Genomic DNA, 11,848 nt, shown 5'->3' with positions numbered 1-11,848 from the left:
AGACCCCATGAACCTTTACTGTAGCTTTGTATTGGACTTTGAACAGATCTGTGTAGGATAGGTGGGAGGCTTTGAAGCAGGGTCGCTAGATCTTGTGGAGCCAACGTTGAAATACCACCCTGGTGTGTTTGAGGTTCTAACCTAGGTCCATTATCTGGATCGGGGACAGTGCATGGTAGGCAGTTTGACTGGGGCGGTCTCCTCCCAAAGCGTAACGGAGGAGTTCGAAGGTACGCTAGTTACGGTCGGACATCGTGACGATAGTGCAATGGCATAAGCGTGCTTAACTGCGAGACTGACAAGTCGAGCAGATGCGAAAGCAGGACATAGTGATCCGGTGGTTCTGTATGGAAGGGCCATCGCTCAACGGATAAAAGGTACTCTGGGGATAACAGGCTGATACCGCCCAAGAGTTCATATCGACGGCGGTGTTTGGCACCTCGATGTCGGCTCATCTCATCCTGGGGCTGTAGCCGGTCCCAAGGGTATGGCTGTTCGCCATTTAAAGAGGTACGTGAGCTGGGTTTAAAACGTCGTGAGACAGTTTGGTCCCTATCTTCCGTGGGCGCTGCAGATTTGAGGAAGCCTGCTCCTAGTACGAGAGGACCGGAGTGGACACACCTCTGGTGTATCGGTTGTCACGCCAGTGGCATTGCCGAGTAGCTAAGTGTGGAAGAGATAACCGCTGAAAGCATCTAAGCGGGAAACTCGTTTCAAGATGAGATCTGCCGGGGCCTTGAGCCCCCTGAAGAGTCGTTCAAGACCAGGACGTTGATAGGTCAGGTGTGGAAGCGCAGTAATGCGTTAAGCTAACTGATACTAATTGCTCGTGCGGCTTGACCCTATAACTTTGATCAAAATACAGATCAAGGTGTTATGCCAAGTTGACGCATTCAAAACAATTCGCCAAAAGCTGATTCCAAACTCTATGAATTCGTCCGGTTGATCTCCCGATCAACCAGACAACCCTTTATGCCTGATGACCATAGCGAGTTGGTACCACTCCTTCCCATCCCGAACAGGACAGTGAAACGACTCAGCGCCGATGATAGTGCGGGTTCCCGTGTGAAAGTAGGTCATCGTCAGGCTCTTACAGCCCAAAAAACCCCAGTCAGTCATGACTGGGGTTTTTTGCTTTATGCGAGCGGCAGCCGCAAATTGGCCGTCATCCAAAATGGGTTTGCAATGCCCAAAGAACGCCGATAACCACTACGAATAGCACCGCGAACAGAATCCAAGCTTGTGTGAATGCTCGGGTCTCTGTAATTTCAACGGGAGTGACTGCGGCAGGCGGCGCAGATGTAGCAGGCGTATGTGAAGTCATTACCGACTGTACTCCCTGTGGCCCCAGTACTGTTCAGCTTTGCATTCAGCGATGGTAAACAAGCAAGCTCAGCTCTTCGCCTTCTTCGAAGACTTCGATTTGCCGGCTTTATTGAGTTCGATGGCCTCTCGAACGAGCGACTTGAAGGCGGGCCCGGCAACTTCCTCTCCTTCATGGATGTCAATAGCGCGGCGAGTGTTCCCGTCTAGGCTCGCGTTGAAGAGTCGAGCAGGGTCCTTCAGTGACGCACCCTTGGCAAACGTGAGCTTCACCGCGCTCTTGTAAGACTCGCCGGTGCAGATGATGCCGCCGTGCGACCAGACTGGCGTGCCCATCCACTTCCATTCTTCGATGACTTCAGGATCGGCTTCCTTGATGAGCTTGCGTATCCTGGCGAGCGTTTCACCGCGCCAGTCGCCAAGCTCGGCGATTTTGTTCGAAATGAGCTCCGAGGCCGATGGGCTCGGGTCCGCGTCGTCCGATGACTTTTTCATGTCTTCCTCCTGGAGGGTTGCCTCGACGGTGATGCGAATGGTAGCCGCCGAAGGCGGCGCGGATCCGCGCAGACCTGCCTGGCCCCCAATCAAGATCGCTGCCTCCCCTGCCCATGGCTTCACGCCTGCGTGGCTATCAATGTCAATGCCGAGTCAACAAGGACGCGACGGGAGCGGCAAGTTCATGCGCTGAAGGAATGACATCAGGCGAGAAGATCGTTTGACCCGACTGCCCGCGCTACCGAAAATTTTGGCTGCGCACTCGGCCGATGCGCTCCGGGAATGCCGGGCGCATCGCGACACTTCAAGATCACTCCCCAATGAACGACACCACCTTCCTCTCCAGCGACGAGATCCGTTCGCTGTTCTCCCGCCGCATGTCCGAGATGTACCGCGCCGAGGTGCCGCTGTACGGCGATCTGCTCGACGTCGTTGCCGACGTCAACGCGGACAGCATGCGCGAGCCGACGCTGCTGGCACAGCTGCGCAGGAACGGCGAGCTGGAGCGCATCGACGTCGAGCGCCACGGCGCCATCCGCTTGGGCAAGCCCGAAGAGCTGGCCACGATGCGGCGCCTGTTCAAGGTCATGGGCATGGCGCCGGTCGGTTACTACGACCTCTCCGTCGCCGGCGTGCCGGTGCACTCGACGGCCTTCCGCCCGGTGACCGATGCGTCGCTGTCGAACAACCCGTTCCGGGTCTTCACTTCGCTGCTGCGGCTCGAGCTGATCGAAAACCCCGCGCTGCGTGCGGAAGTGCAGGAGATCCTCGCCCGCCGGAACATCTTCACGCCGCGCGTGTTGGCGCTCATCGAGCAGGCCGAGACGGCCGGCGGCCTGACGGCGGCGCAGGCTGAAGAGTTCGTGGCGCAGGCCCTGGAGACCTTCCGCTGGCACAGCGAGGCCACGGTGAGCAAGGCCACTTACGACAAGCTGCTGGCGGCGCACCGCCTCATTGCCGACGTGGCCTGCTTCAAGGGCCCGCACATCAATCACCTCACGCCGCGCACGCTGAACATCGACGACGCGCAGGTCGAGATGACGCGCCGCGGCATGGCTGCCAAGGACGTCATCGAAGGCCCGCCGCGCCGCAAGGTGCCGATCCTGCTGCGCCAGACCAGTTTTCGCGCACTGCAGGAACGCGTGGCGTTCGTGGGGGAGAGCGAGGCCGAGGCCGGAACGCACACCGCACGGTTCGGCGAGATCGAGCAACGCGGCGTGGCCCTGACCCGCAAGGGCCGTGCGCTCTACGACGCGCTGCTCTCCCGCGTGCGTGACGCGAATGGTGCCGGCAACGCGGGCGCCGACTACCAGGCCCGCCTGGATGCCGCGTTCAGCGACTTCCCGGACGACCTGAAGACGATGCGCGAAGCGGGCCTCGGCTTCTTCCGTTATGCGCTGACCGACGAGGGCCGCGCCGCGAACCAGGACGCACTTGCCGCGAAGTCGCTGCAGGCGCTCGTCGACGAAGGCTGGCTGGATGCCGAGCCCATTACGTACGAAGACTTCCTGCCCGTGAGCGCCGCCGGCATCTTCCAGTCCAACCTCGGCTCGGACGAGCAGAAGAGCTACGCGGCCAACAGTGCGCAGGCCGTGTTCGAGGCCGCCTTGGGCGCGAAGGTGCAAGACGAGATCGCGCTGTATGAAGAAGCTCAGGCGCGTTCGTTGAAAGCGGCTGTTCCTTTCCTGTCCGCAGCGTGACCGCACTGATCGACCAATTGCGCGCCATCGTCGGCGCCCAGCACGTGCTCAACGAGGGCGACCTCACCGCCTACGAACAGGACTGGCGCAAGCGCGCGCGAGGCAAGTCGCTGGCCGTGGTGCGCCCAGCCAACACGCAACAGGTGGCCGACGTGGTCAAGGCCTGTTCCGCCGCCGGCACGGCCATCGTGCCGCAGGGCGGCAACACCGGCCTGGCGGTCGGCTCCATCCCCGACGACAGCGGCACCCAGGTGGTGCTGAGCCTGCAGCGCCTGAACGCCATCCGCACCATCGACGCCGCCAACCTCACCATGACGGTGGAGGCCGGCTGCATTCTTCAAACACTGCAGGAAACGGCCGAGAAGGCCGGCTTCCTGTTCCCGCTGAGCCTGGCCGCAGAAGGCAGCTGCACGATCGGCGGCAACCTGGCCACCAATGCCGGCGGCACCCAGGTGGTCCGCTACGGCAACACCCGCGAGCTGTGCCTGGGGCTGGAAGTGGTCACGCCACAAGGCGAGATCTGGGAAGGCACCAGCGGCCTGCGCAAGGACAACACCGGCTACGACCTGCGCGACCTGTTCGTGGGCAGCGAGGGCACGCTGGGCATCATCACCGCCGCCACCATGAAGCTGTATCCGCTGCCGGCGGCCCAGCTCACGGCCTGGGCGGCGGTGCCTTCGCTCGACCATGCGGTCACGCTGCTGGGCCTGGCGCACAAGCACCTGGGCCCGGGCCTCACCGGCTTCGAGGTGATGGGCAAGTTCGCGCTGAGCCTGGTCGACAAGCACATGCCGCAACTGCGCGTGCCCTTCATCAACGAAGAGGCGGTGCCGTACTGCGTGCTGCTGGAGAACTCCGACAGCGAATCCGAGGACCACGCCCGCGCCCGCTTCGAGGCCCTGCTGGAAACCGCGTTCGAAGACGGCTGCGTCACCGACGCGGTGGTGGCCGAGAACCTCGCGCAGGCGCACCAGCTGTGGCACATCCGCGAGAGCATTCCGCTGGCGCAGGCCGAGGAAGGGCTCAACATCAAGCACGACATCTCGATCCCGGTGTCGCGCATTCCGGCGTTCGTGGAAGAGACCGACGCCTTGCTCAAGCGGGAGATCGAGGGCGTGCGCCTCGTGAACTTCGGACACCTGGGCGACGGCAACCTGCACTACAACGTGCAGGCGCCGGAGAACATCGACACCAAGGCGTTCCTGAAGAACGAGGAAGAGCGCATCAACACGCTGGTGTACGACGCGGTGGAGAAGTTCGGCGGCTCGTTCTCGGCCGAGCACGGCGTGGGCTCGCTGAAGGTCGACAAACTGGAGAAGCACAAGTCGCCGGTGGCGCTGGAGATGATGCGGGCGATCAAGCGCGGGCTCGATCCGAAGAACACGCTCAACCCGGGGCGGGTGGTGCGGGTCTAGTTTTCGGGTATTTCTCCCTCCCCTCCCGGGGGAGGGCCGGGGTGGGGGCATGACGGCCTCATCCCATTCACAACGCTCCTTGGGCACTGCCCCATCCCAGCCTTCACCCGGGAGGGGAAAGAGCAAAAGCCATCGCTCAAGTATCGGCAGGCTCCATGCCGAAGCGGCGCTTTGCCGCTTCGCTTTCTCTTGAGCGCATGTAGGCGAGCAGGTCAGTCACAGCGTCGTGTTGCGACGTACCCGTGCCGGGCGCGGCACAGAAAGTCGTCGTGATCTGAATCTCCGCCGGCAGCGGCCCCAGCAATGCGATGCCCTCGACCCCCATCAACTCGCTCAGCTGCTGGAACCCCAGCGCGGCCTCTCCTCGCGCGATGAGCGATCCCACCGGCACGCCGGCCGGTGCCTGCACCAATCGTTCCCTGACAGTGTCGGCAATGCCCCAGCGTTCGAACAGCGCCATCAGCGCCACGCCGCTCGGCCCGGTCGAGCAGGCGATGCGTTCGGCCTCCAGCACCGCCCGCCGCACCGCGTCTTCGCTGGAGATGTCGGGCCGCGCCGCATTCGCATGCACCGCCACGGCAACGCCGCAGCGGACCACATCGACCTTGCGCGACGCATCCACCTTGCCGTCGGCCGCAAGCTTGTCGATCGCATCCGATGCCAGCACCACCAGATCGAATGACTCGCCCGATGACACGCGACGCGCGGCCTCGACGCCGCCGACCGACTCGAAGGTAACCGCCACGCCGCTCGAGCGCGTGTACGCCGCCGTCAGTTCCAGCATCAGGCCACGCGTGGCCATCGAGCCGATTACCCGGATTGTCCTGCTCATGTGCATCTACCGGAAGGTCAGGCGGCACGGCTTGCCGGCAGAAGAGCGGCCGCTGCTGCCGCAAGGCAGGCCTGGCGACGGGTGATGCTGGTGGACATGGCGTTCGTCAATCGGGCTTGATGCCGGCTTCGCGGATCAGCTTGCCGTAGCGCGCCACGTCGGTTTTCAGCAGCTTGGTGAACTGCTCGGTCGGCCCCGGCAGCGGAATGCCGCCGGCCGCCGCGAGTTGCGCCCGCACCTCTGGCGAGTCGATGGCCTTCTGCACGGCGTCGTGCAGCTTGTCGACCACGGCCCTGGGCATGCCGGCCGGACCGACGAAGCCATACCAGACGCTGGCCTCGAAACCCGGGTAGCCCGACTCGGCCACCGTCGGTACGCCCGGCAGTACGGCGGAGCGCTCGGCGCTCATCACCGCGAGCACGCGCAACTTGCCCGACTTGGCGAGCGGCAGCGCCTCGAGCGCATTCACCGCGACCACGTCGACATGGCCGCCGAGCACGTCGGTGAGCGCCTGTGCGCCGCCCTTGTAGGGCACGTGCCGCAGTTGCAGGCCGGCAGTGTGCTGGAACAGCTCCATGGCCAGGTGCGGCGTCGATCCGTTGCCCGGCGTGGCGACGGTCAGGCCGCCAGGCTTCGCTTTTGCCGCCGCGACCAGCTCGGGCAGCGTCTTGATGGCCGACTCTTCTCGCACGGTGAAAACCACAGGCACGCGGCCGACCGATGCCACCGGTGTCAGTTCGCGCTCCAGGTCGTAGGGCGCGGGCTGGAACAGCGACGGGTTCACCGCCAGCGCATTGGCGGCCAGCAGCAGCGTGTAGCCGTCGGGCGGGCTGGTGATGACCGACTTGATCGCGATGTTGGTGCCCGCGCCGGGCTTGTTCTCGACGATCACCGGCTGCCCGAGGATGGCCGACATCTTCAGGCCCACCGAACGCGCGATGGCATCGACCGCGCCGCCGGCGCTGTAGCCCACGAGCACCTTGACTGGCTTGGACGGGAACGCGTCGGCCGCGCCGGCAGTGCCGAAGTGGCTGGACATGGCCAGCGCGGCCACGCCGAGGAAGAGGCGTCGGGAAAGTAATTTCATTGCTTGTTGTCTCCGGATTCGAAATCGGGCGGGGCTCAGCGCCCCGGGCGGTGCGCTGCGTCGTCGTTGTTCCAGGCTTGCGGGGGCGCGTCCTTGCCGGCCACCGAATAAAGCGCGCCGGGCGCGTTGCGGGTCTGCTGGAAATCTTCGAGCGACTGGCCGCGCATGGCGGCATAGATGTGCAGGTTCGACACGCCCACCACCGCGCCCAGCTTCTCCAGCATGAAGAAGATCACGCCGTACTGGATCAGGCTGCGCCAGTCGCGGTGGCGCACCATGTCGCGTTCCTCCGCGGTCAGCGCCGCGGCCTCGAAGGCGGCTTCCTCGTCGGCCAGGAAGGCGGCGCGATGCGCCGGGCGCGTCATGCCGTGCAGGAACTTGTTGAGGCGGTAGGCGCGCACGCTGGTCTCCAGCGTGAACGGATAGGTGCCGCGCAGCGCTTCCACGCCCGCGAGTTCCTCGTCGATGTGGCGGCGATGCCGCTCGACCTCGCCGGCAACCGGCGGGCTCGCCAGGTTCTCGTAGATGGCCGTGGCAATGCCTGTCATCGAGGGCAGGTAGTAGCTCTGGTGGGTCTTGCGCACGTTGGACGACAGCGCGCCGCGCATCACCAGCCACATGATGACTTCGGCGCCTTCCATGCCGCCGAGCGTGGCCAGTTCGGCCTGCGTCATCTCGGTCAGCCGTACCGGGTCGTTCTCGATCAGGTCCAGAAACTGCGCGTCCCATGCGGTGTTGTTGAAGCCCGCGCGTTCGCCGTGTACCTGGTGCGACAGGCCGCCGGTAGCGACGATCGCCACTTCGATGTCGTCCGGGTAGCTTTCGATCGCGCGGCGCAGCGCCTGGCCGAGCCTGTAGCAGCGGCGCGCCGACGGCACCGGCGACTGCAGCACGCCCACCTGAAGCGGCACCACCGGAATCGGCCATGCCGGCTCGTGCGGGCACAGCAGCGACATCGGCGAGAACACGCCGTGGTCCAGCGCCCGGTCCTGGAAGAAGGACATGTCGAACTCGTCCGCCACCAGCGAGCGTCCGATGTGCCGCGCCAGCGCCGGATGGCCTGCCAGAGCAGGAAGGTCGCGCGCGCCGCCGCCTTCGTCGGCCACCTCGTGCAGTTCGCCCACGCCGAGGGAAAAGGCCGAGTAGTGGTCGAAGAAGAAGGAGCTGACGTGGTCGTTGTAGATGAAGAACAGCACGTCGGGCTTCTTGTCGGCCAGCCATTGCTGCACCGGCGCGAAGGCCTCGAAGATGGGCGCCCAGACCGGGTCCTGCTGCTTGTTCTTGTCGAACGCGAAGCCGATGGTGGGCGTGTGCGAGCAGGCGACGGCGCCGATGATGCGAGCCATGGGTTGTTCCCTCGCTCAGTCGATGTAGCGCAGGCCGGCCTTGGCGAGCGGCTCGCGCATGGCGTACATGTCCAGCCCCAGTTCGCCCGCCGCGAAGCGCGCGCGCTTGCCGGCTTCATTGGCCTCGCGGGCCTGCGCGGCGTCTGCCACGCGCGCTGCAAGCGGCGCCGGCACCACCACCACGCCGTCGATGTCGGCCACCACCACGTCGCCGGGCTGCACCAGCGCGCCGGCGCAGACCACAGGCACGTTGACCGAACCCAGCGTGGCCTTGATCGTGCCTTTCGAGTGGATGGCGCGGCTGAACACGGGGAAGTCCATGGCGATGAGGTCGTGCACGTCGCGCACGCCGCCGTCGATCACCAGGCCCTTGCAGCCGCGTGCCTTGAGCGACGTGGCCAGCAGGTCGCCGAAGAAGCCGTCGGTGCAGTCGCTGGTGCAGGCGGCCACCACCACGTCGCCGGGCTGCACCTGCTCGGCCGCGACATGCAGCATCCAGTTGTCGCCGGGTTGCAGCAGCACGGTGACGGCGGTGCCGCACAGGCGCGCCTCGGGGTGGATGGGGCGGATGCGCGGCGCCATCAGGCCCAGCCGGCCCAGCGCCTCGTGCACGGTGGACACGCTGAAGCGCGACAGCTTCTCGACGGCGGCCGCATCGGCGCGCGCCACACGGCGATGCACCACGCCGAGTTCCTGCAGTACGGGAGCGGTCGTCATGTTCAGAGTCCTTTTTGCGAGAGGGCGCGGTCCAGGCGCGGATACACGCGGCGCGCGTTGCCTTCGTAGATCTGGCGGCGGGCCTTGTCGTCGAGCATGGGCGTGGCGTCGATGTAGCGGCGCGTGTCGTCGTAGTTGAAGCCGGTCTCGGGGTCGATGCCGCGCACCGCGCCGATCATTTCGCTCGCGAAGAGCACGTTGTCGACCGGGATCACGCGCGTGAGCAGGTCGATGCCCGGCTGGTGGTACACGCAGGTATCGAAGAAGATGTTGTTGAGCAGGTGGTCCTTCAGCAGCGGCTTCTTCATCTCCTGTGCCAGCCCGCGAAAACGGCCCCAGTGGTAGGGCACCGCGCCGCCGCCGTGCGGAATGACGAAGCGCAGCGCCGGGAAGTCCTTGAACAGGTCCGATGCAAGGCACTGCATGAAGGCCGTGGTGTCGGCGTTCAGGTAGTGCGCGCCGGTGGTGTGGAAGCAGGCGTTGCAGCTGGTGCTGACATGCACCATCGCGGGAATGTCGAGCTCCACCATTTTTTCGTAGATCGGATACCAGTGCCGGTCGGACAGCGGCGGGCTGGTCCAGTGGCCGCCCGACGGATCGGGGTTGAGGTTGATGCCCACGAAGCCGTATTCGTTCGAGCAGCGCTCCAGCTCGGGGATGCAGCTGGCCGGATCGACGCCCGGCGATTGCGGCAGCATGGCCGCGCCGATGAAATGGTCGGGGAACAACTCGCTCACGCGGAAGCACAGCTCGTTGCAGACGGCGGCCCAGGTCGATGAGACCTCGATGTCGCCGATGTGGTGCGCCATGAAGCTCGCGCGCGGGCTGAAGATCGTGAGGTCGCTGCCGCGCTCCTTCATGAGGCGCAGCTGGTTGCTCTCGATGGACTCGCGCAGTTCATCGTCGCTGATCTTCAGCTCGGACACCTTGGGCCTCTCCGATGGCGCCGTGATGCCGGCGATCTGCCGGTTGCGCCATGTCTCCAGGGCCTTGGGGGCGGTCGTGTAGTGGCCGTGACAGTCGATGATCATTCGCAGCGCTCCGGGCGGTGTGCAGTGGTGGCTTCAGGCATGAGAGAAGTCTGCGCGGACGCGGCGTCGCGTGGCGTGAGTAAGCGTTGCGCTGCCATCATTCTTTTTATCGAAAAGGGTTAACCCTCGGAGTAAAAAAGGCATGATCCAAGCGAAAGAGGCAGTCCGTGGACACACCAGCCGCACATCACAAAGTTATCGGGCATGCCGACAGCGTGGCGCTCGGCATCAACCTGCGGCACCTGCGTGCGTTCTCCGCCGTGGCCGCGGCGGGGAGCGTGGCGGCCGCCGCGGAAGCGCTGTACCGGGTGGCGTCCGCGGTGACGCGATCGGTGCTGGACCTGGAAGCCGCGCTCGGCCGGCCGCTGTTCGACCGGCGCGCGCGGGGCATGGCGCTCAACGCCTACGGAGAACTGGTGCAGGTGCGCGCGCTGCGCATCGAGCGTGAGTTCGAGGAGGCGCGCACGCAGCTTGTGGCGCGCGGCGGAATGGACGGCGGCGCGGACGTCCATTCGCTCTTCACATCGATCCTGAACGGCCGCCGCCTCGCCGTGGTCGCCAGCCTTGCGCAGAAGCGCAACATGCCCGCCGTGGCGCGCGAGTTCGGCATCACGCAGCCGGCCATCAGCAGCGCGCTCAAGGACCTGGAGAGCGGACTGGGCGTGGCGCTCTTCACGCGAACGGCCAGGGGGCTGTCGCCGACGCCGGCCGGCGAAATCGTCGCCTTCTATTTCAAGCGCGTGCTGTCGGAGCTGCGGCACATCGGGCCGGACATCGCGGCCAGCGAAGGCAGCCTGCAGGGCAGCGTGACCGTGGGGGCGCTGCCGCTCGGGCGCACGCAGATCCTGCCGCTGTCGATCGCTTCCCTGCTGGCGCGGCACCCGCAGCTGCATGTTTCAACGGTCGAGAGCCCCTACGACGCGCTGGCGGCGTCGCTGCGCAGCGGTGACGTCGACTTCATCCTCGGCGCGCTGCGCCACAACTCCGGCGAGGTGAAAGACCTGCAGCAGCAGCCGCTGTTCGAAGACCGCATCTCCGTGATCGCCCGCGCCGGCCATCCGCTGGCCCGCGAAAAGCGCATCGATTTCAGGATGTTGCGCGAGGCGCGATGGACGCTCTCGCGGCAGGGCTCGCCGTCGCGCGAGTTGCTTGAGCGCTTCTTCTCGAATGCGCGGCAGGCGCCGCCGTTGCCGGCGGTAGAGACGGGCGACCTCGCGGTGCTGCGCGGGCTGCTGCTGGAGAGCGACATGCTGACCGCGATCTCGCCGCACCAGCTTCGCTACGAGATCCGCGACGGGAGCCTGGTGGTGCTGGATTTTCCACTCGAGGAGACGCGCCGCGAGATCGGGCTGACGCAGCGCCTGGGCGCATTTCCGTCACCGGGCGCGCGTGCCCTGATGGAGGAAATCGGCAAGGTGGTGGCGGGGTCCGCGGACTTTCGCTGAGCCCAGCTACTCGGCGTGCGGCTTGGCCACGAAGGCCTGCTTGCCGTGGCGGTCGAAGCCCGCGCCCTCATAGAACCTGAGCGTTGCCTCGTCCTTGCGGCCGGTCATGAGCATGACCTTGTAGCAGCGCTGCGCCCACGCGAAGGCGAGCGCCTCGTGCAGCACAGCCTTCGCATGGCCATTCTTCCGGTGGTCGGCATGCGTCACCACGTTCTCGATGAGGCCATAAGGCCTGCAGCCCCGCGTGAGATTCGGGATCACGGTGATGGTGCAGCTGCACACCAGTTGATCGCCGACGTAGCCGCCGAAGTAGCGGCAGCGTGGGTTGCCGAGCAGTTCTCGCCAGACGGCCGCCAAATGCGCTTCGTCGGGAATCGGGTCGTCGGCTTCGTGAAGATGGCGGTAGAGCGCCATCAACGCCGGGAGTTCGGATTCGGAGATCTGGCGTATCTGCATC

The 11,848-nt window shown here is 65.3% G+C and carries 10 protein-coding genes and 2 rRNA genes (1 of these 12 cut by a window edge); 5 read left to right on the top strand and 7 right to left on the bottom strand.

All coding sequences use genetic code 11. From position 1 onward, the window contains the following. Window positions 1-844: ribosomal RNA gene (locus WIX39_RS20805) — 23S ribosomal RNA — on the top strand; it begins 2,027 nt to the left of the window's first position. Between the two features lie 131 nt (window positions 845-975). Further along, window positions 976-1,088 (top strand): 5S ribosomal RNA (gene rrf / locus WIX39_RS20800). A gap of 304 nt (window positions 1,089-1,392) precedes the next feature. Here the strand turns inward: rrf and WIX39_RS20795 are convergent. Beyond that, on the bottom strand, window positions 1,393-1,818 hold the full coding sequence (locus WIX39_RS20795) for a DUF1801 domain-containing protein (RefSeq protein ID WP_106934095.1): 426 nt from the start codon (window positions 1,816-1,818) through the stop codon (window positions 1,393-1,395). 320 nt (window positions 1,819-2,138) lie between these two features. On the opposite strand from WIX39_RS20795, the gene hglS reads away from it, so the two are divergent. Beyond that, the gene (hglS, locus tag WIX39_RS20790; protein WP_106934096.1) at window positions 2,139-3,518 is read left to right on the top strand and encodes a 2-oxoadipate dioxygenase/decarboxylase HglS; all 1,380 of its coding nucleotides are present in this window, start codon (window positions 2,139-2,141) and stop codon (window positions 3,516-3,518) included. Next, window positions 3,515-4,933 (top strand): FAD-binding oxidoreductase, encoded by a 1,419-nt coding sequence (locus WIX39_RS20785; protein WP_106934097.1) that lies wholly within the window; start codon window positions 3,515-3,517, stop codon window positions 4,931-4,933. Before hglS ends, WIX39_RS20785 begins: the two co-directional genes overlap by 4 nt. A 136-nt stretch (window positions 4,934-5,069) precedes the next feature. On the opposite strand, the gene WIX39_RS20780 is transcribed toward WIX39_RS20785, so the two are convergent. From WIX39_RS20780 to WIX39_RS20760, 5 genes are all read right to left on the bottom strand, one after another. After that, window positions 5,070-5,765 (bottom strand): substrate-binding domain-containing protein, encoded by a 696-nt coding sequence (locus WIX39_RS20780; RefSeq protein ID WP_106937412.1) that lies wholly within the window; start codon window positions 5,763-5,765, stop codon window positions 5,070-5,072. A 106-nt stretch (window positions 5,766-5,871) separates the two neighbouring features. Further along, window positions 5,872-6,852, bottom strand: coding sequence for a Bug family tripartite tricarboxylate transporter substrate binding protein (locus WIX39_RS20775; protein ID WP_106934098.1), 981 nt, complete (start codon window positions 6,850-6,852; stop codon window positions 5,872-5,874). A 35-nt stretch (window positions 6,853-6,887) separates the two neighbouring features. Further along, window positions 6,888-8,198, bottom strand: coding sequence for a gallate dioxygenase (locus tag WIX39_RS20770; protein ID WP_106934099.1), 1,311 nt, complete (start codon window positions 8,196-8,198; stop codon window positions 6,888-6,890). A gap of 15 nt (window positions 8,199-8,213) precedes the next feature. After that, window positions 8,214-8,915 carry a 4-carboxy-4-hydroxy-2-oxoadipate aldolase/oxaloacetate decarboxylase gene (gene ligK / locus WIX39_RS20765; RefSeq protein WP_199851908.1) on the bottom strand — a complete coding sequence of 234 codons (702 nt, stop codon included), beginning with the start codon at window positions 8,913-8,915 and terminating at the stop codon, window positions 8,214-8,216. A gap of 2 nt (window positions 8,916-8,917) precedes the next feature. Next, on the bottom strand, window positions 8,918-9,946 hold the full coding sequence (locus tag WIX39_RS20760; RefSeq protein WP_409195744.1) for an amidohydrolase family protein: 1,029 nt from the start codon (window positions 9,944-9,946) through the stop codon (window positions 8,918-8,920). Between the two features lie 167 nt (window positions 9,947-10,113). On the opposite strand from WIX39_RS20760, the gene WIX39_RS20755 reads away from it, so the two are divergent. Then, complete coding sequence (locus WIX39_RS20755; RefSeq protein WP_106934101.1) at window positions 10,114-11,391, top strand: LysR family transcriptional regulator; 1,278 nt, start codon at window positions 10,114-10,116, stop codon at window positions 11,389-11,391. Window positions 11,392-11,397: 6 nt separating this feature from the next. Here the strand turns inward: WIX39_RS20755 and WIX39_RS20750 are convergent, their stop codons facing one another. Further along, complete coding sequence (locus WIX39_RS20750; protein WP_106934102.1) at window positions 11,398-11,847, bottom strand: GNAT family N-acetyltransferase; 450 nt, start codon at window positions 11,845-11,847, stop codon at window positions 11,398-11,400. Window position 11,848: the final 1 nt, after the last annotated feature.

It is taken from the genome of Variovorax sp. AB1(2024), assembly GCF_037482385.2.
Taxonomy (GTDB): domain Bacteria; phylum Pseudomonadota; class Gammaproteobacteria; order Burkholderiales; family Burkholderiaceae_C; genus Variovorax.
Note: the sequence above shows the minus strand (reverse complement) of the source record. Positions and strands in the feature narration are given on the sequence as shown.

Bases quoted from the DNA above. Each gene is read 5' to 3' on its own strand.
- WIX39_RS20795 (WP_106934095.1), bottom strand. From the start codon at position 1,818: ATGAAAAAGTCATCGGACGACGCGGACCCGAGCCCATCGGCCTCGGAG.
- hglS (WP_106934096.1), top strand. From the start codon at position 2,139: ATGAACGACACCACCTTCCTCTCCAGCGACGAGATCCGTTCGCTGTTC.
- WIX39_RS20780 (WP_106937412.1), bottom strand. From the start codon at position 5,765: ATGAGCAGGACAATCCGGGTAATCGGCTCGATGGCCACGCGTGGCCTG.
- WIX39_RS20775 (WP_106934098.1), bottom strand. From the start codon at position 6,852: ATGAAATTACTTTCCCGACGCCTCTTCCTCGGCGTGGCCGCGCTGGCC.
- WIX39_RS20770 (WP_106934099.1), bottom strand. From the start codon at position 8,198: ATGGCTCGCATCATCGGCGCCGTCGCCTGCTCGCACACGCCCACCATC.
- ligK (WP_199851908.1), bottom strand. From the start codon at position 8,915: ATGACGACCGCTCCCGTACTGCAGGAACTCGGCGTGGTGCATCGCCGT.
- WIX39_RS20760 (WP_409195744.1), bottom strand. From the start codon at position 9,946: ATGATCATCGACTGTCACGGCCACTACACGACCGCCCCCAAGGCCCTG.
- WIX39_RS20750 (WP_106934102.1), bottom strand. From the start codon at position 11,847: ATGCAGATACGCCAGATCTCCGAATCCGAACTCCCGGCGTTGATGGCG.